Consider the following 21,744-nt stretch of genomic DNA (forward strand, 5'->3'; position numbering starts at 1 on the left):
CTCTACGTTGGCCCGCCCCTGGCGACAACCCTCACCCTACGAAAGGACACAGAAAATGATTGACAGACGACGCATTTGGACGACGCGACACAAGGATGCCTCCGCACGCGCGGGCCAGTATCAGGTCGGCGGCCCGGTCGCCAAAGCCGGCATGGTGGTCACCATCCGCTACGACACCGGCGAGACGGAGACCTTTCTGCTGGGCAGGCGCGGCGGAAAGGATGCCGGCATCAAGGTGTACTCGACGCTCTCGCCACTGGGCCACGCGATCGCCGGAGCGCATGTCGGCGAGCGGCGAATCTATTCGATGCCGCAGGGACCGGAACACCGCTTGACCGTGATCAACGCGGTGCCTTACGAGATGGCTTGTGGCTCTGCGCCTTCGGGCGGAAAGGAAAGAGCATGACCGCCACGCGACGGGTGTGGATCTCCCAGCAGCACTATGACCGCCTGCAGCGCAAGCTGACCGGCCTTCGCGAGCTGTGTGCTCATCGAACCGGCAGTGAGCCCGACGACAACACTGCCGAGGTGCAGCGCGCCTGGCAGTTACGAATTCAGCGGATTCATGACCTGCTGGTCCAAGCCGTGGTTGGCGAGGACCCACCCGACGACGGGATCGCCGAACCCGGCATGGTGTTGACCATCCGCTACGAGGACACGGGGAATACCGAGACATTCCTGCTGGGTGTGCGCGACGCGGCCCATGACGGCATCGAGGTTTACTCGACGCAGTCGCCGTTGGGCGCGGCCGTAGCCGGCGCGGTGCGCGGTGAGCGGCGCACCTACCGTCTGCCCAGCGGCGCCACCGCGGCCCTCACCGTCTTGGCAGCCGTCCCGTACGGCGTCCATATGGCCGGCTTGGGCTGAAGTCACTACGTGATCAAATCCAAACAGACGCCGGTACAGGCCATTACGAGAGTCTCGCCGCATCCGGCGAGCTACCCGCACCGGACGCATGCGGAGGTGATCACATGCTGTTCGAGCTGATCGACCCCGTCGCGATGCTGTTTCTTCTGTTTGCGGTGCTGGGACTCATCATGGCCGTCGCCTATGGGCGCAATGGTCGCAGCTGAAATGCGATGACGGCCGACCTGGCCGGAATGATCGCGCTTTGCGCGCAGGCGAGACAGAATGGCTGCTGGTGGTACCGGATGCCAGTACCGACCGACAGGGGTGGCCCGCAGCAGAAGAACAGGTGACGACATGACTCGAGACAGTGCTCAGCCGCGACGACTTCGGGTTTCCGCATTGGCGGCGGTCGCGAACCCGTCGTACACGCGCGTCGACACCTGGAACCAACTAGACGACGCGTGCCGTCGCCTGGCCGAGGTCGACCTGGCCGGGATGGACATCTGCCACGACCTGGCCAAGGTGAAGCGCCTGATGGACCGCATCGGCGCCTACGAGCGGTACTGGCTGTATCCCGGTTCGGAGAATTTGGCGACCTTCCGCGCCCACCTGGAGAGCCGGTCCACGGTACGTCTCTGCGAGGAGGTGTCGCTGGCGGTGCGCTTGCTGTCTGAATACGGTGACCGCACAGCGCTTTTCGATACTACCGCCCCGCTGGCCGACCAAGAGCTGGTGGCCAAGGCCAAGCAGCAGCAGTTCTACACCGTCTTGCTGGCCGACGATGCGCCGCCTACAGCGCCCGAGAGCCTGGTCGAGTGTCTGCGGATGCTGCGCAACCCGGCCGACGACGTCCAGTTCGAGATCCTGGTGGCCGCCAGCGTCGAGGACGCCATCACCGCGGTGGCGCTGAACGGCGAGATCCAGGCCGCGATCGTCCGCCATGACCTGCCGCTGCGTTCGCGTGACCGGGTGCCGTTGATGAACACGCTGCTGGGGTTGAACGATCCAAAAGACGTGGCAATTTCCGGTCGCGCGCATGACTGGGTTGAGTGCGGCGAGTGGATCAGGGAGCTGCGGCCACACATCGACCTGTATCTACTCACCGATGAGTCGATTGCAGCAGGCAGCGACGACGACCCGGACGTCTTCGACCGCACCTTCTATCGGCTCAACGATGTCACCGATTTGCACAGCACCGTGATCGCGGGCCTGCGAAACCGTTTCTCCACACCGTTTTTCGACGCATTGCGTGCTTACGCGGCGGCTCCGGTCGGCCAGTTCCACGCCCTTCCCGTCGCGCGAGGCGCCAGCATCTTCAACTCCAAGTCGCTGGAAGACATGGGGGAGTTCTACGGGCGCAACATCTTCATGGCCGAGACCTCGACCACCTCGGGTGGTCTGGACTCGTTGCTGGACCCGCACGGCAACATCAAGAAGGCGATGGACAAGGCCGCGGTCACCTGGAACGCCAACCACACCTACTTCGTCACCAACGGAACTTCCACCGCGAACAAGATCGTCGTGCAGTCGTTGACCCGGCCTGGCGACATCGTCCTGATCGACCGCAACTGCCACAAGTCGCACCACTACGGCCTGGTGCTGGCCGGCGCGTATCCGCTGTACCTGGACGCCTATCCGCTGCCGCAGTTCGCGATCTACGGGGCGGTACCGCTGCGCACCATCAAACAGGCGCTGCTGGACCTCGAGGCGGCCGGACAACTGGACAAGGTGCGCATGCTGTTGCTCACCAACTGCATCTTCGACGGCGTGGTCTACAACCCCCGCCGGGTGATGGAGGAGGTGCTGGCGATCAAGCCGGACATCTGCTTCCTGTGGGACGAGGCGTGGTATGCGTTTGCCACCGCCGTGCCGTGGGCCCGGCAGCGTACCGCGATGGTGTCGGCCGACCGTCTTGAACAAATGTTGGCGTCGCGCGAATACCCCGAGGAGTACGCCGAATGGCGCGCATCGATGGAGGGGATCCCCCGCTCGGAGTGGGCTGACCATCGGCTGATGCCCGACCCCGCCCGCGCCCGGGTCCGGGTGTATGCGACGCATTCGACCCACAAGTCACTGTCGGCGTTTCGGCAGGCGTCGATGATCCACGTCCGCGACCAAGATTTCAATGCGCGGGCGCGGGACGCGTTCGGTGAGGCGTTCCTGACCCACACGTCGACGTCGCCGAATCAGCAACTGCTGGCATCGCTGGACCTGGCGCGCCGTCAGGTCGATATCGAAGGTTTCCAGCTGGTCCGTCAGGTCTACGACATGGCGCTGGTATTCCGTCACCGCGTCCGCAAAGACCGGCTGATCAGCAAGTGGTTCCGCATCCTCGACGAGTCCGACCTGGTGCCCGAGGAGTTCCGGGCATCTCATGTCAGCTCGTATCGCGAAGTCAGGCAGGGTGCCCTGGACGAGTGGAACGAGGCGTGGCGATCCGATCAGTTCGTGCTGGACCCGACGCGGGTCACGCTGTTTCTCGGCAACACCGGAATGAACGGCTACGACTTCCGCGAGAAGATCTTGATGGACCGGTTCGGCATCCAGATCAACAAGACTTCGATCAACAGCGTGCTGCTGATCTTCACCATCGGCGTCACCTGGTCGAGTGTCCACCATCTGCTCGACGTGCTGCGTCGGGTGGCCTCCGACTTCGATCGGGAGAAGGAGGCGGCCAGCGCGGCCGACTGGGCACTGCATGAGCGCCGGGTCGAGGAGATCACCCAGGATCTGCCGCACCTGCCCGACTTCAGCGAGTTCGACGTCGCCTTCCGTCCCGACGATGCCTGCATGTTCGGCGACACCCGGTCGGCTTTCTACGCCGGCTACGAGGAGTCGGACCGCGAGTACGTGCTGATCGGCACGGCCGGACGACGGCTCGCCGAGGGGAAGACGCTGGTGTCGACGACGTTCGTGGTGCCCTACCCGCCGGGCTTCCCGGTCCTGGTCCCCGGCCAGGTGGTCTCCAAGGAGATCATCTGGTTCCTCGCCCAGCTCGATGTCAAAGAGATCCACGGATACAACCACGACCTCGGCTTGTCCGTGTTTACCCAGAGTGCGCTGAAACGCCTTGAGGCTCAACGGAATGCCGCGATGGCCGCGGTGGGCGATGCAGCGGCGACGTTTGAGATCCCGGCGGATGTGTCGGGGCTCAACGGCGAGGACGCCGCGCGACGCCATCTGACCCGCTAGGCGTGTCGCGTCGGAGATTTCACAGTCGGCGAGCCATGCCGACCCGTAGAGTCGGCTCGTGTTGCAGACGGTGGCGATCCGCGGATACCGCTCACTGCGTGAGGTGATCCTGCCGCTGCGCCGGCTGTCTGTCGTCATCGGCGCCAACGGTTCGGGGAAGTCGTCCCTGTACCGCGCATTGCGGCTACTGGCCGATTGCGGCCGCGGCGAGGTAATCGGCTCGCTGGCGCGCGAGGGCGGGCTGCAGTCGGTGCTGTGGGCCGGCCCGGAACAGCCGAGGGCCGAAAAGGCCGAAGGCACCGTGCGGACCCGGCCGGTATCACTCGAAATGGGCTTCGCTGCAGACGATTTCGGCTACCTGGTGGACCTCGGCATCCCGCAGTCCGCCGGGCACGAGTCGGAGTTCGCCCGTGATCCGGAGATCAAGCGGGAAGCGGTGTTCGCCGGCCCGGTGCTGCGCAACGGTGCCACACTGGTCCGTCGGGTACGCGATTTCGCCGAGGTCAGCGGCGACTCCGGCGGCTTTGTCGAGCTGTCCCGCTCGTTGCCTACCTACCGCAGTGTGCTGGCCGAGTACGCCCACCCGCACGCGCTGCCCGAACTCGCCGCGGTCCGTGAGCGGCTCCGCGGCTGGCGGTTCTACGACGGCTTCCGGGTCGACCAGGGTGCGCCCGCGCGGCACCGGCAGGTGGGTACACGCACTCCGGTGCTCAGCGACGACGGCAGCGACCTCGCCGCCGCGATCCAGACCATCATCGAGGCGGGCTTCGACGACCTGGACCGCACCGTGGCCGAGGCGTTCGACGGTGCCACGATCAGGGTCGCCGTCAACGACGGAGTATTCGATCTGCAGCTGCGCCAGACCGGCATGCTGCGGCCCCTGCGGTCGGCCGAACTGTCGGACGGAACCTTGCGGTTCCTGCTGTGGGCCGCCGCGCTGCTGAGCCCGCAGCCGCCGTCGCTCATGGTGCTCAACGAACCGGAAACCTCGTTGCACCCCAGCCTGGTGGCCCCACTCGCGTCGTTGATCCACGCCGCGGCGTCACACACCCAGGTCGTGGTGGTCACCCACTCCCGGCTACTGCTGGACTTCCTCGACACCGTCCCGGCGGCGGAGACGGTTGAGGCCGCCAACGACCGCGCCGTCGAGATAGAGCTGTACAAGGAATGGGGCGAGACACGCATCAAGGGACAGGGCCCGCTGAGAACGCCGCGATGGGACTGGGGCAAACGCTGACTCGGGTGCGACCCCGGCTGTTCGCGGCGCACGCCGACAGCAGAATCCCAGTAGAATTGATGCTATGCGCACCACGCTGCAAATTGATGATGATGTCCTAGAAGATGCGCGCAACATCGCACGATCTGAGGGCCGTTCGATCGGCGCAGTGATTTCTGAGCTAGCACGCCGATCACTTCGGCCGGTCGGAATTATCGAGGTTGACGGTTTTCCCGTATTTGACGTTCCTCCGGATGCGCCGGTTATCACCTCCGACGATGTTGCACGTGCCCTCGAGGAAGATGCGTGACGGCCCTCTTGGATGTCAACGTTCTAATTGCGTTGGCCTGGCCCAACCATGTTCATCATGCGACTGCGCAACGATGGTTCGCACGGTTCTCGTCGAAGGGGTGGGCCACCACACCGGTGACGGAGCTGGGGTTTGTACGGATTTCAAGCAATCGGAGGGTGGCCCAGGTTTCGGCCACGCCGGCAACCGCGATTGCTGCGTTGCACGCTATGACGGCTCTTCCAGGGCACACCTTCTGGGCGGACGATGTGCCGCTGGTCGTTGGGCGGGACGTCGATCGCCAAGCTGTGTCAAACCATCGTCAGGTCACAGATCGTCATCTCGTCGCTTTGGCGATCCGATACGGTGGCCGGCTAGTCACTTTCGATGCGGCCCTGCCTGATTCGGCGCCCAGCGGTGTTGTGCAGGTGCTGTGACTCGCGCCGGCTGACTAACCCGGCGGTCCGTTCAGCGCGCGGTAGACGAAGTCGGTCAACGCATCGATGGCCTCGTCCTCGTCGACGTGACGCTCGCCGAGCCGGCCACCCGACATCTGCCAGTGTGATCCGAATCCGTCGAGCAGCCCGGCGACCATCGCCAGAACCACGTCGGGACGCCCGGGCAGGGTACGACCCGCCGCGGTAATGGGGTCCAAATGATCGCGGATGTGGCTGATGTCTTCGTTCATCAATGACTGAATCTGGACGCCAAACTCGGCGTTGACCAACGCCGCCTGACGTAGCGCGGTGAGCTCAACGGCGTGGCCGGTGTAGAAGCGCCAATACACCGCGACATGCCATCGCACCGCGGCGCGGTCGGTGAAGTCCCCGGTGTGTTCGGAGCTCAGGGCGACATCACGGTCGCTTTCGGCCAGCATGTCTGCGAGCAGCCCCTTGAGCAGGTTTTCTTTGCTGGTGAAGTGGTTGTAAAACGATCCCGCGGCGCGCCCGGCCTCGGCGGTGATGTCGGTGATCTTGGTGTTCAGATAGCCCTTCTGCGCGAACACGCGGCGGGCGGCGTCCTTGAGCGCCGCCTCGGTGCCGGCGGCCTGTTCCACGCGTTTCACCGTCACCTCCTTGACAGAAAGCTAGCATCACATCAGACTGAATCACTATTCACTGAATACATATTCATCTAGAGAAAGCCCACATGGATACTCAGGTTTTGATCGTCGGGGCCGGGCCGACCGGCCTAACGCTGGCCATCGAACTGGCCCGTCGAGGAGTTGAACTGCGCATCGTCGATAAGGCGGAGCGGTTCGCGATCGGCTCTCGCGCTGACGGATTGCAGCCACGCACGCTTGAGGTCTTCGAGGACCTCGGCGTTTTGGATGAGGTGTTCGCGGCCGGCATCGGTGCGCCGGTGATGCGAATCTACGACGGAGATTCTGTGGTCTGGGAGCAGCAGATGGCCGAGCCCGAGCCGCCGCGAAGCGATGTGCCTTATCCCAACCTGTGGTTCGTGCCGCAGTGGCGGACCGAGCAGATTCTGCGGTCACGGCTCGCGGAGTACGGGATCAGCGTCGAGTTGGGCAGCGAGGTTTCGGGGGTAGAGCAGGACGACGACGCGGTGACGGCTCGGCTGGACAGCGGTGAAACCGTGCGGGCCGCCTACCTGGTCGGCGCCGACGGCGGGCGCAGCACGATCCGCCGACAGCTCGCGATCCCGTTTATCGGCACGACCGACGACGATCTTGGGATGGTTCAAGTCGACGTGCGAGTCGAGGGTCTGGACCACGAGTACGGGCACGGCTGGATGCTCGACGGCCGCTGCTTTTTCGGCTTCACTCCGCTCGCGGGAGGCGGCGACACCTTTGTGGTGAATACCACCGCGCCCGGCTTGGAACCGACGCTGCCCGCGCTGCAGGGCCTCGTCGACACCGCGTCCGGCCGGACCGACATCAAGTTGCGTGAACTGACCTGGGCCACCATCTGGCGCCCGAATGTGCGTCTGGCGCAACGATTTCGGCAAGGCCGCGCCTTCCTGACCGGTGACGCCGCCCATGTGCACCCGCCGACCGGGGGGCAGGGGCTCAACACCGGCGTGCAGGATGCCTACAACCTCGGTTGGAAACTCGCCACGGTTTTGGCGGGGACCTCCCTGGACGTCGAGGCGCTGCTCGACAGCTACCAAGCAGAACGGCTGCCAATCGCGTCGCGCGTGCTCGGAATCAGCACCGAGCTGCTTGCCAAGACGCTGCGCGGCAGCGACGACGCACTGGAACGCGGCGCCGAAACCCGCCAACTCGACCTGAACTACCGAGGCGGCCCACTGACCCTCGACGACGGCTCCAGCGCAGTGCTGGCCGCCGGTGACCGCGCACCCGACGCGACGTGCCTCTGCCCCGACGGCCAACCGGGGCGGCTGTTCCCGCTTTGCGCCGGTCCGCACTGGACGCTGCTGCGATTTGGGCCCGACGCGCCGCGCGTGGACAGCCGCTGCGTGCACGCCTACGAGATCGGCAGCGACATCCTCGACGCTGACGGTCTGATCGACCAGGCCTACGGCGCCAAGGAAGGCGGCACTGTTCTGATCCGCCCCGACGGCTACATCGGCGCCATCACGATCCAACCGGCCGCACTCGCGGACTACGCAAGCCGGCTACTGCCCGACTGAAACAACTGGGTTCCGCTCACCGGGATCAGAAAGGCGGCCCGGCGCGCAAAGTGGCGCAATGGCCGACCGGGCGCGGGTTTTGGCTGGTCGTAGCCGAATCGGGCCCGGCGCAATAGCCTGACCGGCCACTACAGGCCGCAATCGGTCACCCGGAACATGCCGCCGAGCGGCATTAGCGTGACGACGTGGCCATGACTGAAGCGCCCCTTCCGATCCGCGGACCCCGGGCAGACCGTGCCCGCCGGACCGCCGACGTGTTGCGCCAGCAGATCCACGCCGGCGCCTACCCCGACGGGCTGCCTACCGAAAGCGAATTGGCCACTGAATTTTTCGTCTCCCGCAACACCATTCGCGAAGCGCTCACGGTGCTGAAAAACGAAGGCCTGATCGACCGCGGACCCAAAGTCGGCACCCATGTCGCGCAGCGCAAGTATCACCACGGGCTCGACGCGCTGCTGGGGCTGAAGGAAACCTTCAAACACCTGGGGGAGGTCCGCAACGAGGTGCGGGCCGCAATGGCGGTGGCCGCCCCGCCGGCGGTGGCGGATCGGCTGCAGCTGAAACCGGGTGAGCGGGCGGTGTTTATCGAAAGGCTGCGTTATCTCGGCGACCTGCCGCTCAGCCTCGACTTGACCTACCTCACCCCGGACATCGGAACCCAGATTCTGGACTGCCCGCTGGAAAACCCCTTAGAAACTCAAGACCTGTTCGCGCTTATAGAGCAGGTCAGCGGACACCGACTGGGCTCGGCGTCGCTGGCGCTGGAAGCCATTCCCGCCGACGCGCATTCCGCGGCCACACTGCAAGTGCCCGACGGTGCGGCGCTACTCATGCTGGAGCGACTCACCCGCCTCGACGACGGCCGGCCCGTAGACCTTGAGTACATCCGGATGCGGGGAGATCGAATCACCATGCGCGGCAACTTATTAAGAGCCGAGCCGATTAGGAGTAACCCATGACGCTGGTCAACAATCGCGCCGACGTGTCGGTCACCATCGACGAGTCGCTGTGCATCGACGGTTGCACCCAGGCCACGCCGCGCTGGTGCAGACTACGGGCCCGCATCTGATCGAGCAGTCTCATCCGCTCGACTACCGCCCGCCCGGCGCCGCGCAGGTCGACAGTCTGGCCGCCTGGACGGATGCCGTCGGTGAGCTCCACGACCACCACCCGGAAGCCCGAACGGGTGAGCCAATACGCCAGCGATGGCCCGGCGATCCCCGCACCGCTGATCAGGACGGTCGGTTGTCGCACAGTGGTCAGACTACGACGGCCACCGAGCCTGTAGTGACGGCATCGAGACTGCGTACAGGGCTGGATATCCCGCCAGAACCGCGCCCCCACCGCAGCCTCGGCGGATGCGGCTCAGCCTAAGGCTCACCGCAGCGCCTTGGCGTAGAGCAGGCTGTCGCACGGTTCGGGCCCGATTGTCGGATAGACGGCATGCCGGGCCAGCCGGCCCTCCGGCACGAAACCCGCTCGCTGCAGCAATCGCACCGACCGCTCGTTGTCGACGTTGCAGGTGGCCCAGACGCGGTACACGTCCCGGTCGGCTTCCAGCGCGGCCATCAGCATCTCGAGCGCCTCCGTCATCAAACCCTTGCCCCACCAGCGCCGCGCCATGCAGTAACCGATTTCGACGGAGTGCCGCACCGGGCGCCGGCAGCTGGTCAGGCCGATGACCTCGTCGCTGTGCCGCAACGTGATGGCCCAGGTCCGCTCGCCGTCACCGACATTGATTTTCTCGGTGATCACCCGCCGCGTTGCCGCCACGTCGGGGTGCGGGCTCCACAACAGATACCTGGTCACCTCGGGATCGCGGGCGATTCTCTGGAACAACGCGCCGGCGTCGTCCGGCGCGGGCAGCCGCAGCAGCAGCCGTGGTCCGGCGATGCGGTCAGGTGGGTAGTCGACCATCGGCGGGCTGTCCGCTATAGATCCAGCGCCCGATAGGTTTCGCGGACGAACTTCGGTTGCGCCGTCCGTAGCTTGGCCAGCGAGGTGTTGCCGGCCACGGCCACGGCCGCGTCGACGGACAAATCGGGACAGTTCTGAACCAGGTACAGCAGGATCAGGTCCGCAGTCGGATCGGCCTGCCACCACGTCCCGTAGGCGCCGGGCCAGCTGAACGTTCCGAGACCGCCGGGCCCGAACAACGGCACCGACTTCGCCGGCTCGGTCACCAGCGACAGGTTCAGTCCGAATCCGCGCCCGACCCAGTACGGCGCTCCCAGAAAGTTGTGCCGCTTCTGCTCGTCGGTAAGCCGGTCGCTGCGCATCAGGCGCACCGACTCCGGTGAGAGCACCCGAACACCGTCGACCGAACCGTCACCGAGCAGCATGCGCACGAACCGCAGGTAGTCGCCGGCGGTCGACCACAGCCCGCCACCGGCATTGCAGAACGACGGCGGCTTGACGTGCGGCGGCCCCATCACGTCGTGCCGCAACTGCCCCTCGCCGTCAAGCCGGTACATGGTGGCGGCACGTCGCCGCGTTTCCATCGGTACGAAGAACCCGGTGTCGGTCATGCCTGCCGGACCCAGGATCCGCTCGTCAAGGACTTGGTAGAACGGTTTGCCGCCGGCCCGGGCAATGATCACGCCCAGCACGTCAATGGCGTGGCTGTAGGTCACCCGCTCACCCGGCTGATGGGCCAGGGGCAGCGCGGCGAGTTCGGCCAGCCAGGTGTCCGAACCCTGGTCGAACGGCAACCGCATGTACGCCTGGGAGAGCGGTCCGGACACCGAAAAGCTATAGGCCAGACCGCTGGTGTGGGTGAGCAGGTCTTCGAGCAGGATGGGCCGGCGGGCGGGATGCGTCCGGTCCAACGGACCACCGGGGTCGTCCAGCACGCGCAAATCGGCGAGCTCCGGTGTCCAGCGCGCGATCGGATCGTGCAGCGCCAGCTTGCCCGCGTCGACCAGGCTCATCGCCGCTGCCACCGTGACCGGCTTGGTCATCGACGCGATGCGAAACAGCGTGTCTTGCTGCATCGGCAGGTCCGCGTCCACATCGCGGTAGCCGATCTCGTTGAGTTGCAGCAGTTCTCCGTGCTGCCAGACCACCGTTACCGCACCGGCGAGCAGGCCGGCATCGCAAACCTCGCGGATAGCGGCCTGATTGGCGTCGAGCTTCACCCGGTTGAGGGTAGTCGCGCGGGTGCCCGACGTTACGCGCGGAGACCGCAGGAACCGGCTGGCAACGCATATCCGGTGTGCTCGGCCGCGCCCCTTAACCGGTCAAGCAGCGATACCAATTCGATTGCTGCTTTGCCGAAACCGTTACTCGCGCAGCCTGCCACATGTTAGTCTCGCTGCTCTCCGGCCGATGCGATCTGGTGAACAAGCTGGGAGGGCGGCGCATGCCTCGAAAGACGTTGGCGCTGCCGGCGAGCCAGGGTGCGGGTATGCAGTCACCGAGACCCGGGACCACCGACGAGAGCTCAGATTCTGGGGGACTCGTCCGGGCTGTACGCGAGCGAAGCGAATCGCGGCTCATTCCGACCGACCAGATAACTCAGTAAAGGCTGGAAATGAATGGCTTGACACATCAAGCGCAAATCTCGTCCAAACGAGTGACCCACGCACCCTCCCGGTCTGTTGCGATCGTCGCCGCGGCAGCACTAGTCGTGGCCGCCCTTGCGGGCTGTGGGAACAAGTCGTCGACGGCGACGTCCCAAACGTCCCAAACCTCGGGCGCTTCTGGAACATCCAGTTCGGCGGCGACGTCCGGAGCACCATCAGCTCAAGCCGGACAGCTCGTGCAGGACGCTTCCAAAGCAACCACAATCCTGCATTCGCTCCATCTGATTCTGGCGACGACCAACATCACGACGCTCCCGATGGAGAGCGTTGACGCCGACGTGACCAACCAGCCTGAGGGCAACGGGCGGGCGGTCGGCCATGCCAGTGTCCGGCTGCAGCCGCAGGGCCCGGCGGTCCCCAAGGACTTCCTGGTCACCAACAAGACCATGTACATCAAGAACGACACCGGAGCCTATGTCTCGGTGGGACCGGCCGAGAAAATCTACGACCCGGGCATCCTCCTCGACAAGGACAAAGGATTGGGCAGCGCCATCGGCAAAGTCCAGAACCCGCAGGTGACCGGCAATGAGAACATCAACGGCGTGGCCACCGTGAAGGTGAGCGGAACCATCGATGCCGCGGTGCTCGACCCGATAATCCCGCAGATCGGCAAGGACGCGACCGCGCCCCTTCCGATCACGCTGTACATCACCGACCTGAAAGCGACGCCGGGCAACGCGGCAAACCTGGTGCGGTTGGTGGTCGAAAAGGGCCAAGGCCACGTCACCATCACCCTGTCGGCATGGGGACAGCCGGTCAACATCCCCAACCCGACGGGGTAACCGACGCCACCGTCTGAAGTCCGGATTGGGAGCCGGCCCGAAGTTCTGGGCCGGTTCCCGCCCCTAGTAACCCCGTTACACCTGGTACCCCTCCACCGACGCCAGAGCTGGAGGAACGCGAATGACAAACGACCTCCCTGAAATACAGGAGCGCGACCCCAGACCCGCTCCTCCTCCGGGTGGGCCGAGGCTGTCAGATGTATGGGTTTACAACGGGCGTGCCTATGACCTGAGTGACTGGATCAGCAAGCACCCCGGTGGCGCTTTCTTCATCGGGCGAACCAAGAACCGCGACATCACCGCCATCGTCGCGTCCTACCACCGCGATCCGGCAAAGGTCGAACGAATCCTGAAGCGGCGCTATGCGTTAGACCGCGACGCGACGCCGCAGGACATCCACCCGAAGCACAACGCCCCGCCATTCCTTTTCGCCGACGATTTCAACAGCTGGCGAGACACCCCGAAGTACCGATTCGACAACCACGACGATCTGCTGCACCGCGTCAAAGCCCGGCTGAACGAGCCTGCGCTGGCAGCCCGGATCAAGCGCATGGACAAGTATTTCAACATCGTGGCGGTGCTGCTGGCCGTCGCCTATTTCGCGGTTCAGGTGCTGCGGCTGGGTGAACCCGGCTGGATGCCACTGCCGCTCTTCGTGATTGCAATGGTGCTGCTGCGCAGTTCGCTGGCCGGGTTCGGGCATTATTCGCTGCATCGCGCGCAGCGCGGCGTGAACCGGGTCCTCGGAAACACCTTCGACATGAACTACGTCGCGTTGGCGTTGGTCACCGCGGACGGGCATACCCTGCTGCACCACCCGTATACCCAGAGTGCGGTCGACATCAAGAAGAACGTTTTCATGATGATGATGCGGCTGCCCCGGCTGTATCGGGTGCCGCTACACACCATCCACAAATTCGGCCACATGCTGACCGGCATGGCGGTCCGGATTGCCGACGTCTGGCGCCTCACTTGGAAAGTCGGCGTCGAGGAGTCCTATGGAAGTTGGCGAGGGGCGCTCCCGCACTTCGTCGGATCCTCCGGGGTGCGCCTGCTGCTCGTCGGGGAACTGGTGGCGTTCGTCGTGGCCGGTGAGTTCTTGGCCTGGGCTTTGCAATTCGTCGCGACGTTGTGGATCAGTACCTTCCTGGTGGTCGCCAGCCATGATTTCGAGAAACAGGCCGGCGAGCCTGCCGCCGACGGCGAGCAGGACTGGGGTACCGATCAACTCGATCACGCCGACGACCTGAAGGTGGTCGGAAATCGTTACGTCGATTGCTTCCTGTCGGCCGGGCTGAGTTCGCACCGCGTCCATCATGTGCTGCCGTTCCAGCGCAGCGGGTTCGCCAACATCGCCACCGAGGACGTACTGGCCGAAGAGGCGGCCAAATTCGGCATCGAGTGGGTTCCCGCCAAGAGTTTCGTCACCGATCGGCTTCCGAAGCTGTGCCGGATGTATCTGACGTCACCCTCGCGACAGGCCAGGGAGCTGAATTGGGGCTTCCTTCGCGAACATTGCTCGCCTGCAGCATGGAAAGCCAGTGCCGACTATGTGATTCAGGGATTCGTCGGAATCGGTACGGTATGAGCACTTCGGAGGACGAAGTCCGGCGCCCGGGAACCCCTGAGCAGCAAGACGACAGCCTTGCCCAGTTGCCACCGGCCCCGCCGACCACGGTCGCGGTGATCGAAAGCATCGCGACCGGCGCGCCGCACCGCGTGGTGGATCAGCGCGCGGCGGCTGATCGGGTCGCGGACCTCTTCACCGACCAAAAGCAGCGGGACCGGATTCTGCGCGTGTATGCGAAGACGAAGGTCGCCACCCGCCGGATGGCCATTGATCCCCTCGATGCCGAGTTCGAGCCGTTTCGCCGGAACCCCGCGACGATCCGGGGGCGGATGGACATGTTCTACCGGCACGCGGTTCCGCTGGCCGTCGAGGTGGGCGGACGGGCGCTGGCCGGTCTCCCGTACACGGCCGACGAGGTCGGGTTGCTGGTGTTTGTGACCAGCACCGGATTCATCGCTCCGGGTGTGGACGTGGCAATCGTCCAGGAACTGGGACTGTCACGGTCGGTTTCGCGGGTCGTACTGAATTTCATGGGCTGCGCGGCGGCGATAAACGCCGTTCGCATTGCCACGAGTTATGTTCGGGCCCACCCGGACATGAAGGCAATGGTGGTGTGCATCGAATTGTGTTCGGTGAATGCGGTTTTCGGCGATGACGTGAACGAGGTGGTGACGCACAGTCTGTTCGGCGACGGCTGCGCGGCGTTGGTGATCGGCGCCAGCCAGGTGCACGAAAAGCTTGAACCGGGCAAAGTGGTGATCCGCGCCAGTTTCAGCAGGCTGCTCGACGGCGCGGCGGACGGCATCGTGCTCGGCGTCAACCACAATGGCATCACCTGCGAGCTGTCCGAGAACCTGCCCGATTACATTTACGCCGGGGTTGCTCCGGTAGTCGCAGAGATGTTGGCAGACAATGGATTGCAGATGCCCGACATCGACCTGTGGGCGATTCACCCGGGAGGTCCCAGGATCATTGAGGAATCGGTGCGTTCGCTGGCAATCCCGGCGGAGCGGGCAGCGCCCAGCTGGGAGGTGTTGGCCGGGTTCGGCAACATGCTGAGCGTGTCCCTGATCTTCGTGCTGGAAACCATGGTGCGGCAATTGGATTCGGCCAAGGAAATTTCCACCGGAGTGGCGTTCGCGTTCGCCCCGGGAGTGACTGTCGAGGGCATGCTGTTCGACATCGTCCGCCGCTGATGCGCAACCGGGTGATGTACCGCTCGTGGATGAGCGACAACATGCGGTGGGATGCGCTGAAGCTACGCGAGGGCGACATCGTCATCTCGGCGCCGTCGAAGTGCGGTGTGACCTGGACCCAACGCCTGGTGTCGCTGCTCGTCTTCGACGGGCCGAAGTTACCGGGGCCACTGTCGACGGTGTCGCCGTGGGTCGACCTGAACATCCGACCAATCGAAGAAGTCGTCGCCACCCTCGATGCCCAGGATCACCGACGGTTCCTCAAGACCCACACACCGCTGGACGGTCTGGTGCTCGACGACCGGGTCACCTACATCGGAGTCGGCCGTGATCCGCGCGACGCCGCCGTGTCGGAGCTGCGCCAGTTGGACAACATGAACCTCGAGCGCATACGGCAACTCCACGCTGGCCCGCCCGACGCCCCACTGCCGCCCGCGCCCGACGCCCGACTCCCCAGCCCGGGCGAGGCCTTCCGGGATTGGATGGAAGGACCGATCACAGCCCCCGAAGGGATCGGCGGAGTGCCCCCAGGGGGGATGCCGTTCGAGCCGCGCGAGCGATTTGGGCCGCCTCTCGAGGGGATGGGACACAAGCCTCCCGCACAGGGGATGGGCTCGCTGGCCAACATCCTGCACCACTTCGCGTCGCTGTGGGACAGGCGGCATCTGCCCAATGTGGCCCTCTTCCACTACGCCGACTACCAGCTCGACCTCGTCGGCGAGCTGCTCCGTCTCGCTGCTGTTCTCGGCGTCGACCTCGGACGCGATCGTGCCGAGGAGCTCACGCAGCACGCCACGCTGCAAGCCATGCGGGCTCGCGCAGCCGAGTTGGCCCCCGACTCCACCGAAGGAATCTGGCACAGCAACGAGCGGTTCTTCCGGGCCGGCGGTCGTGGTGAATGGCGAGAATTCGTTACCGATGATGCGCTACGGCGCTATATCCACCGCGCCGACCAGCTTGCGGCACGGGACCTATTGGCCTGGGCGCACGAGGGCCGCCGAGCCTGTCGTCCGGACTGAGCGGTTCAGCGGCGCTGCGCGCGGACATACCAGAACGCCATCTCGACCTCGGTGCCGTCCCGCTCGCGGCTCACTGTTGCGGGTTCCAGCGACTCGATATCCCAGCCCGCGCCGCCGAGCACGTCACGCAATGTCTGCTCGGACACCACCTGTAGCGGTATTTCGGCGTCGTCGGGGTTGGCATCGGAGAAGCAGCTGAGCAGCAGGGTGGCCCCGGACCTGGTGGCCCGATGCGCAGCGGCGGCGTAGTTGCGTTTTCCGTCGTCGTCCAGGCAGTGGAACATGCCGCTGTCGAAGACGGTGTCGAACGCGTCGGTGTAGCCGTCGAGCTTGGTGGAATCGGCCACCGCGAACTTCACGTCGACTCCGGCATCCTTGGCCCGGCGCTCGGCAGTGATCAAGGCGGTCGGGGAGATGTCCAATCCGGTCACTTGGTAGCCGTTCTTGGCCAAGTAGATGGCGTTGTCGCCGAGCCCGCAGCCGATATCGAGGACGTCACCGTGAACGTAGCCGCCCGTCTGCCACCGGATGACATTCTCCTTGGGCGCCTTGGTATCCCATGGCGGTGCAGTCATCGGTGGGATGCCTTCGGCGGGGCTCTCGCCGCGGTACAGGGCATCGAAGTCGATGAGCGGCCGGCCAGAGCGGGCGGGGAAAGAGTCTGTCATTTCCGCCAGGATAGCCCGGTGTGCTTTTCGGTGCCGCGCCCCTAGCAGAGGCCAGTGTGGCAGAAGTGACTACAGGCGCCACGGCAAACCCCGCCACGCCGCCCGAGTCGCCCCCGGCGGGGCGCGCAGTGCTACGCTGCCCCGCAGTCGACATCCTTTAACGATCCGTCCGGAGAGGCGGAGAAGGAGGTCAAGGTCTCGTATGGGTGCTGCTTCCGGCAGGGAATCCCGAGAATTGATGTCAGCGGCCGACGTCGGTCGAACCATTTCCCGTATTGCGCATCAGATCATCGAAAAGACCGCGCTGGATGGGCCCGACGCGCCACGGGTAGTGCTGCTGGGCATCCCGACCCGCGGTGTCATCCTGGCCGGGCGCCTGGCCGCCAATATCCGCGAATTCAGCGGCGTCGACGTCGGCCACGGCGCGCTCGACATCACCCTGTACCGCGACGACCTGCGGAGCAAGCCGCCTCGGCCGCTGGAGGCCACCGCGATCCCGGCCGGCGGCGTCGACGACGCCCTGGTGGTCTTCGTCGACGACGTGCTGTACTCCGGGCGCTCGGTGCGCTCCGCCCTAGACGCGCTGCGCGATGTGGGGCGGCCGCGGGTGGTGCAACTGGCGGTGCTGGTTGACCGCGGCCACCGCGAGCTGCCGATACGTGCCGACTACGTCGGCAAGAACGTGCCGACCTCGCGCAGCGAGAGTGTGCACGTGCTGCTCAGCGAACACGACGGCCGCGACGGCGTGGTGATTTCCCGGGACGGTGCCTGATGAGCCGCCATCTGCTGGCCGCCGGCGACCTGAGCCGCGATGACGCCACGGCGATCCTCGACGACGCCGACAGGTTCGCGCAGGCGCTGGTCGGTCGCGAGATCAAAAAGCTGCCGACATTGCGCGGACGGACCGTGGTCACGATGTTCTACGAGAACTCGACCCGCACCCGGGTGTCGTTCGAGGTGGCCGGCAAGTGGATGAGCGCCGACGTGATCAACGTCAGCTCCACCGGATCGTCGGTGGGCAAGGGGGAGTCGCTGCGCGACACCGCGCTGACTCTGCGCGCGGCCGGCGCCGACGCGCTGGTCATCCGGCATCCGGCCTCCGGCGCGGCGCATCTGCTGGCCGAATGGACTTCGACGGCAACGACCGCCGATGGGTCCGGCCCGTCGGTGATCAACGCCGGCGACGGCACCCATGAGCATCCGACCCAGGCGCTGCTCGATGCGCTGACCATCCGCCAGCGCCTCGGCGGCATCGAGGGTCGGCGCATCGTGATCGTCGGCGACATCCTGCACAGCCGGGTCGCCCGTTCCAACGTCATGCTGCTGCACACGTTGGGTGCGGAGGTGGTGCTGGTGGCGCCGCCCACCTTGCTGCCGGTCGGGGTGGACGGCTGGCCGGTGACCGTCTCCTACGACTTCGACGCGGAGCTGCCCGCCGCCGACGCGGTGCTGATGTTGCGGGTGCAGGCCGAGCGGATGAACGGCGGCTTCTTCCCGTCGGTGCGCGAGTATTCGGTTCGGTACGGGCTCTCCGAGCGGCGCCAGGCGATGCTGCCCGGCCATGCAGCGGTGCTGCACCCCGGGCCGATGGTGCGTGGCATGGAGATCTCGTCTTCGGTGGCTGATTCATCGCAATCAGCTGTGCTGCAACAGGTTTCCAATGGTGTGCATGTGCGGATGGCGGTGCTGTTCCACGTGCTGGTCGGAGCGGAGGAGGCCGCAGCATGAAGGTCTTGATCCGCGGTGTGCGGCTCTATGGCGAGGGTGACCGGGTCGACGTGCTGGTCGATGACGGCCAGATCGCTGAAATCGCCGCAGGGCGTGATATCCCGGAAACGGCCGACGTCATCGACGCCACCGGTCACGTACTGCTACCCGGCTTGGTCGACTTGCATACCCACCTGCGCGAGCCCGGCCGCGAATACGCCGAAGACATCGAAACCGGTTCGGCCGCAGCAGCTCTCGGCGGCTACACCGCGGTGTTCGCGATGGCCAACACCAACCCGGTTGCGGACAGCCCGGTGGTCACCGACCACGTCTGGCACCGCGGCCAGCAAGTCGGCCTGGTCGACGTGCATCCCGTCGGCGCGGTCACCGTCGGCCTCGCCGGCGAGGTGCTCACCGAGATGGGCATGATGGCGGCCGGTGCCGCTCAGGTGCGCATGTTCTCCGACGACGGCATCTGCGTGCACGACCCGCAGGTGATGCGCCGCGCCCTGGAGTACGCAACCGGCCTCGGGGTGTTGGTCGCTCAGCACGCCGAGGAGCCCAGGCTGACGGTCGGCGCCGTCGCACACGAGGGACCCACGGCCGCCAGGCTGGGGCTGTCCGGATGGCCCCGCGCCGCCGAGGAAGCGATTGTCGCCCGCGACGCTCTGTTGGCCCGCGACGCCGGCGCCCGGGTACACATCTGCCACGCGTCCACAGCAGGCACCGTCGAGATACTGAAATGGGCTAAGCAGCAAGGAATTTCGATCACAGCCGAGGTGACGCCGCACCACCTACTGCTCGACGACGGCAGACTAGCCAGCTACGACGGCGTGAATCGGGTCAACCCGCCGCTGCGCGAGGCGGCCGATGCGGTAGCGCTGCGACAGGCGCTGGCCGAGGGCGTCATCGACTGTGTCGCCACCGACCACGCTCCGCACGCCGAGCACGAGAAATGTGTCGAGTTCTCCGCGGCGCGTCCCGGCATGCTGGGGTTGCAGACGGCGCTGTCGGTGGTGGTGCAGACGATGGTGCAGCCCGGCCTGTTGTCGTGGCGCGATGTCGCCCGGGTGATGAGTGAGAATCCCGCACGCATTGTCGGATTGCCCGACCACGGCCGGCCGCTGGAGGTGGGGGAGCCGGCCAACCTCACCGTGGTCGACCCCGACGCCAGCTGGACCATCGCCGGAGCTGACCTGGCCAGCCGGTCAGCCAACACGCCGTACGAGGCGATGACGTTGCCCGCGACCGTCACCGCCACCCTGCTGCGCGGGAAGGTCACCGCCCGGGACGGGAAGAGTCCGGCATGAATTCGGGCACGCTGGTCGGGTCACTGATTTTCGCCGCGGTACTGGTGGTGGTGATCGCCTTCGTGATCCAGCTGATGATGCGTGGCTGGCGCAATCGCGCGCAGCGCCAGGCGGAGCTGATCGGCGCCCTGCCCGAACTGCCCGGCGAGGTCGGACCGGCGACGGTCACCACCCGCGGCCATTATTGCGGCTGCACTCTGGCGCCGAACTGGCACGACCGCGTCGCCGTCGGCGATCTGGGGTACCGCTGCAAGGCGGTGATGAGCCGCCACCCCGAAGGCATTCTGATTGAACGCATCGGCGCCCGTCCGATTTGGATCGCGGGCGAAGCGATTTCGGCAATCCGCACCGAACGCGGCATTGTCGGCAGGGTTGGTCCTCGCAACGCGATCTTGGCCATTCGCTGGCGACTGCCGTCGGGCGTGGAGATGGACACCGGCTTTCGCGCAAGGAGCCGTGACGACTACGCCGACTGGTTGGACGGCCGGCAGGAGGAGCGGCGGCGTGGGTCGCGCCGCGACGATGCAGTGCGAAGCGATGAGGAGGAGCGGCGCCATGAGTCGCGCCGCGACGATGCAGAGCGAAGCGATGAGGAGGAGCGGCGCCATGAGTAAAGCCCAGTTGATACTCGAGGACGGGCGCGTCTTCACCGGACGGCCGTTCGGGGACATCGGCCAAACGTTGGGCGAAGCGGTGTTCAGCACCGGCATGTCGGGCTATCAGGAGACGCTGACCGATCCCAGCTATCACCGCCAGATCGTGGTGTCCACCGCGCCGCAGATCGGCAACACCGGCTGGAACGGCGAGGACGCCGAGAGCCGCGGCGACAAAATCTGGGTCGCCGGATACGCGGTACGCGACCCGTCACCGCGTCCGTCCAACTGGCGTGCCACCGGCACGCTCGAGGAGGAGCTGATCCGCCAGCACATCGTCGGGATCGCAGGCATCGACACCCGGGCCGTGGTGCGCCATCTGCGCAGCCGCGGCTCGATGAAGGCGGGGCTGTTCTCCGGTGCCGCGCTCGCCGACTCGGGTGAGCTTGTCGAGCGGGTGCGGGCCCAGAAGCCGATGCTGGGTGCCGATCTCGCCGGCGAGGTCAGCACTCCGGAGACCTATGTGGTGGGGCCCGAAGGGGCGCCGGGGCTGGCCAGGTTCACCGTGGCCGCGCTGGATTTGGGCATCAAGACCAACACGCCGCGCAACTTCGCCCGGCGGGGCATCCGCAGCCACGTGCTGCCGGCGTCGGCCACCTTCGAGCAGATCGCCGACATCAAGCCGGACGGCGTGTTCTTGTCCAACGGCCCCGGGGATCCGGCTACCGCCGATCACGTCGTGGCGCTCACCCGCGCGGTGCTGGACGCCGGAATCCCGTTGTTCGGAATCTGTTTCGGCAACCAGATTCTGGGGCGGGCGCTTGGCCTGTCGACCTACAAGATGGTGTTCGGTCACCGCGGGATCAACATCCCGGTCATCGACCACGCCACCCGGCGGGTCGCGGTGACCGCGCAGAACCACGGCTTCGCACTGGAAGGCGAGGCGGGCCAATCCTTCGACACGCCGTTCGGCCCGGCCGTCGTCAGCCATACCTGCGCCAACGACGGAGTGGTGGAGGGAGTCAGACTCGTTGACGGACGGGCGTTTTCGGTCCAATACCACCCGGAGGCCGCCGCTGGCCCGCATGACGCGGAGTACCTGTTCGACCAATTCGTCGACCTGATGGCGGCTCACCGATGACACCGATGACAC

General features: G+C 65.8%; 21 protein-coding genes and 2 pseudogenes. 18 read left to right on the forward strand and 5 right to left on the reverse strand.

Features of this window, described 5'->3' with window-relative positions:
- Positions 1–55: 55 nt before the first annotated feature.
- From AC5Y21_RS08045 to AC5Y21_RS08070, 6 genes are all read left to right on the forward strand, one after another.
- Entirely contained in the window at positions 56–406 is a 351-nt protein-coding gene (locus AC5Y21_RS08045) for a GreA/GreB family elongation factor (protein ID WP_499911078.1), read from the forward strand.
- Complete coding sequence (locus AC5Y21_RS08050; RefSeq protein ID WP_499911080.1) at positions 403–867, forward strand: GreA/GreB family elongation factor; 465 nt, start codon at positions 403–405, stop codon at positions 865–867. The genes AC5Y21_RS08045 and AC5Y21_RS08050 overlap by 4 nt, the downstream gene beginning before the upstream one ends.
- Before the next feature lie 336 nt (positions 868–1,203).
- A complete protein-coding gene (locus AC5Y21_RS08055) occupies positions 1,204–4,041 on the forward strand; it encodes an aminotransferase class I/II-fold pyridoxal phosphate-dependent enzyme (protein ID WP_499911081.1) in 2,838 nt (945 codons plus the stop codon).
- Between the two features lie 58 nt (positions 4,042–4,099).
- Positions 4,100–5,278 carry an AAA family ATPase gene (locus AC5Y21_RS08060; RefSeq protein ID WP_499911083.1) on the forward strand — a complete coding sequence of 393 codons (1,179 nt, stop codon included), beginning with the start codon at positions 4,100–4,102 and terminating at the stop codon, positions 5,276–5,278.
- 64 nt (positions 5,279–5,342) lie between these two features.
- Entirely contained in the window at positions 5,343–5,567 is a 225-nt protein-coding gene (locus tag AC5Y21_RS08065; RefSeq protein WP_499911084.1) for an antitoxin, read from the forward strand.
- Positions 5,564–5,983 carry a type II toxin-antitoxin system VapC family toxin gene (locus AC5Y21_RS08070; RefSeq protein WP_499911085.1) on the forward strand — a complete coding sequence of 140 codons (420 nt, stop codon included), beginning with the start codon at positions 5,564–5,566 and terminating at the stop codon, positions 5,981–5,983. The genes AC5Y21_RS08065 and AC5Y21_RS08070 overlap by 4 nt, the downstream gene beginning before the upstream one ends.
- 14 nt (positions 5,984–5,997) lie before the next feature.
- On the opposite strand, the gene AC5Y21_RS08075 is transcribed toward AC5Y21_RS08070, so the two are convergent.
- Positions 5,998–6,612, reverse strand: a complete 615-nt coding sequence (locus AC5Y21_RS08075; protein ID WP_499911087.1) for a TetR/AcrR family transcriptional regulator — start codon at positions 6,610–6,612, stop codon at positions 5,998–6,000.
- Positions 6,613–6,695: 83 nt separating this feature from the next.
- Here AC5Y21_RS08075 and AC5Y21_RS08080 point away from each other — a divergent pair, with 83 nt between their 5' ends.
- From AC5Y21_RS08080 to AC5Y21_RS08090, 3 genes and pseudogenes are all read left to right on the forward strand, one after another.
- Positions 6,696–8,162, forward strand: coding sequence for an FAD-dependent monooxygenase (locus AC5Y21_RS08080; protein ID WP_499911088.1), 1,467 nt, complete (start codon positions 6,696–6,698; stop codon positions 8,160–8,162).
- A gap of 191 nt (positions 8,163–8,353) precedes the next feature.
- Positions 8,354–9,121 (forward strand): GntR family transcriptional regulator, encoded by a 768-nt coding sequence (locus tag AC5Y21_RS08085; protein ID WP_499911353.1) that lies wholly within the window; start codon positions 8,354–8,356, stop codon positions 9,119–9,121.
- Positions 9,118–9,189: pseudogene (locus AC5Y21_RS08090) on the forward strand (4Fe-4S dicluster domain-containing protein); the annotation flags it as partial. The gene AC5Y21_RS08085 and the pseudogene AC5Y21_RS08090, both read left to right, overlap by 4 nt.
- On the opposite strand, the pseudogene AC5Y21_RS08095 reads toward AC5Y21_RS08090, so the two are convergent.
- The 3 genes and pseudogenes from AC5Y21_RS08095 to AC5Y21_RS08105 all read right to left on the reverse strand — a co-directional run.
- A pseudogene (locus tag AC5Y21_RS08095) lies at positions 9,183–9,416 on the reverse strand (NAD(P)-binding protein); the annotation flags it as partial. The pseudogenes AC5Y21_RS08090 and AC5Y21_RS08095 sit on opposite strands and share 7 nt — an antisense overlap.
- Positions 9,417–9,539: 123 nt before the next feature.
- The gene (locus AC5Y21_RS08100; RefSeq protein WP_499911090.1) at positions 9,540–10,079 is read right to left on the reverse strand and encodes a GNAT family N-acetyltransferase; all 540 of its coding nucleotides are present in this window, start codon (positions 10,077–10,079) and stop codon (positions 9,540–9,542) included.
- A gap of 14 nt (positions 10,080–10,093) precedes the next feature.
- Positions 10,094–11,299, reverse strand: a complete 1,206-nt coding sequence (locus tag AC5Y21_RS08105; RefSeq protein WP_499911094.1) for a serine hydrolase domain-containing protein — start codon at positions 11,297–11,299, stop codon at positions 10,094–10,096.
- A 623-nt stretch (positions 11,300–11,922) separates the two neighbouring features.
- On the opposite strand from AC5Y21_RS08105, the gene AC5Y21_RS08110 reads away from it, so the two are divergent.
- The 4 genes from AC5Y21_RS08110 (at position 11,923) to AC5Y21_RS08125 (ending at position 16,313) form a co-directional block, all read left to right on the forward strand.
- The gene (locus AC5Y21_RS08110; RefSeq protein WP_499911095.1) at positions 11,923–12,528 is read left to right on the forward strand and encodes an LppX_LprAFG lipoprotein; all 606 of its coding nucleotides are present in this window, start codon (positions 11,923–11,925) and stop codon (positions 12,526–12,528) included.
- A gap of 121 nt (positions 12,529–12,649) precedes the next feature.
- Positions 12,650–14,116: a fatty acid desaturase gene (locus AC5Y21_RS08115; RefSeq protein WP_499911096.1), complete on the forward strand. Its 1,467-nt coding sequence runs from the start codon at positions 12,650–12,652 to the stop codon at positions 14,114–14,116.
- Entirely contained in the window at positions 14,113–15,294 is a 1,182-nt protein-coding gene (locus AC5Y21_RS08120; RefSeq protein ID WP_499911098.1) for a type III polyketide synthase, read from the forward strand. Before AC5Y21_RS08115 ends, AC5Y21_RS08120 begins: the two co-directional genes overlap by 4 nt.
- Entirely contained in the window at positions 15,294–16,313 is a 1,020-nt protein-coding gene (locus tag AC5Y21_RS08125) for a sulfotransferase domain-containing protein (RefSeq protein WP_499911099.1), read from the forward strand. Before AC5Y21_RS08120 ends, AC5Y21_RS08125 begins: the two co-directional genes overlap by 1 nt.
- A 5-nt stretch (positions 16,314–16,318) precedes the next feature.
- Here the strand turns inward: AC5Y21_RS08125 and AC5Y21_RS08130 are convergent, their stop codons facing one another.
- Positions 16,319–16,981 carry a class I SAM-dependent methyltransferase gene (locus AC5Y21_RS08130; protein ID WP_499911101.1) on the reverse strand — a complete coding sequence of 221 codons (663 nt, stop codon included), beginning with the start codon at positions 16,979–16,981 and terminating at the stop codon, positions 16,319–16,321.
- A gap of 202 nt (positions 16,982–17,183) precedes the next feature.
- Here AC5Y21_RS08130 and pyrR point away from each other — a divergent pair, with 202 nt between their 5' ends.
- Genes pyrR through carA form a run of 5 tightly spaced genes read left to right on the forward strand, consistent with a single transcriptional unit; the run spans position 17,184 to position 21,732 of the window.
- Entirely contained in the window at positions 17,184–17,753 is a 570-nt protein-coding gene (gene pyrR, locus AC5Y21_RS08135) for a bifunctional pyr operon transcriptional regulator/uracil phosphoribosyltransferase PyrR (RefSeq protein WP_499911103.1), read from the forward strand.
- Positions 17,750–18,709, forward strand: a complete 960-nt coding sequence (locus tag AC5Y21_RS08140; protein WP_499911355.1) for an aspartate carbamoyltransferase catalytic subunit — start codon at positions 17,750–17,752, stop codon at positions 18,707–18,709. Before pyrR ends, AC5Y21_RS08140 begins: the two co-directional genes overlap by 4 nt.
- The gene (locus tag AC5Y21_RS08145; RefSeq protein WP_499911105.1) at positions 18,706–19,998 is read left to right on the forward strand and encodes a dihydroorotase; all 1,293 of its coding nucleotides are present in this window, start codon (positions 18,706–18,708) and stop codon (positions 19,996–19,998) included. Before AC5Y21_RS08140 ends, AC5Y21_RS08145 begins: the two co-directional genes overlap by 4 nt.
- Positions 19,995–20,612 (forward strand): PH-like domain-containing protein, encoded by a 618-nt coding sequence (locus AC5Y21_RS08150; protein WP_499911107.1) that lies wholly within the window; start codon positions 19,995–19,997, stop codon positions 20,610–20,612. The genes AC5Y21_RS08145 and AC5Y21_RS08150 overlap by 4 nt, the downstream gene beginning before the upstream one ends.
- Complete coding sequence (gene carA / locus AC5Y21_RS08155; RefSeq protein ID WP_499911109.1) at positions 20,605–21,732, forward strand: glutamine-hydrolyzing carbamoyl-phosphate synthase small subunit; 1,128 nt, start codon at positions 20,605–20,607, stop codon at positions 21,730–21,732. Before AC5Y21_RS08150 ends, carA begins: the two co-directional genes overlap by 8 nt.
- The last annotated feature ends 12 nt before the right edge of the window (positions 21,733–21,744 follow it).

This window comes from Mycobacterium sp. NGS41 (genome assembly GCF_059812725.1).

Coding starts and splice junctions, on each gene's coding strand:
- AC5Y21_RS08045 (WP_499911078.1), top strand. CDS start 56: ATGATTGACAGACGACGCATTTGGACGACGCGACACAAGGATGCCTCC.
- AC5Y21_RS08050 (WP_499911080.1), top strand. CDS start 403: ATGACCGCCACGCGACGGGTGTGGATCTCCCAGCAGCACTATGACCGC.
- AC5Y21_RS08055 (WP_499911081.1), top strand. CDS start 1,204: ATGACTCGAGACAGTGCTCAGCCGCGACGACTTCGGGTTTCCGCATTG.
- AC5Y21_RS08065 (WP_499911084.1), top strand. CDS start 5,343: ATGCGCACCACGCTGCAAATTGATGATGATGTCCTAGAAGATGCGCGC.
- AC5Y21_RS08080 (WP_499911088.1), top strand. CDS start 6,696: ATGGATACTCAGGTTTTGATCGTCGGGGCCGGGCCGACCGGCCTAACG.
- AC5Y21_RS08085 (WP_499911353.1), top strand. CDS start 8,354: ATGACTGAAGCGCCCCTTCCGATCCGCGGACCCCGGGCAGACCGTGCC.
- AC5Y21_RS08100 (WP_499911090.1), bottom strand. CDS start 10,079: ATGGTCGACTACCCACCTGACCGCATCGCCGGACCACGGCTGCTGCTG.
- AC5Y21_RS08115 (WP_499911096.1), top strand. CDS start 12,650: ATGACAAACGACCTCCCTGAAATACAGGAGCGCGACCCCAGACCCGCT.
- AC5Y21_RS08120 (WP_499911098.1), top strand. CDS start 14,113: ATGAGCACTTCGGAGGACGAAGTCCGGCGCCCGGGAACCCCTGAGCAG.
- AC5Y21_RS08125 (WP_499911099.1), top strand. CDS start 15,294: ATGCGCAACCGGGTGATGTACCGCTCGTGGATGAGCGACAACATGCGG.
- AC5Y21_RS08130 (WP_499911101.1), bottom strand. CDS start 16,981: ATGACAGACTCTTTCCCCGCCCGCTCTGGCCGGCCGCTCATCGACTTC.
- pyrR (WP_499911103.1), top strand. CDS start 17,184: ATGGGTGCTGCTTCCGGCAGGGAATCCCGAGAATTGATGTCAGCGGCC.
- AC5Y21_RS08145 (WP_499911105.1), top strand. CDS start 18,706: ATGAAGGTCTTGATCCGCGGTGTGCGGCTCTATGGCGAGGGTGACCGG.
- AC5Y21_RS08150 (WP_499911107.1), top strand. CDS start 19,995: ATGAATTCGGGCACGCTGGTCGGGTCACTGATTTTCGCCGCGGTACTG.
- carA (WP_499911109.1), top strand. CDS start 20,605: ATGAGTAAAGCCCAGTTGATACTCGAGGACGGGCGCGTCTTCACCGGA.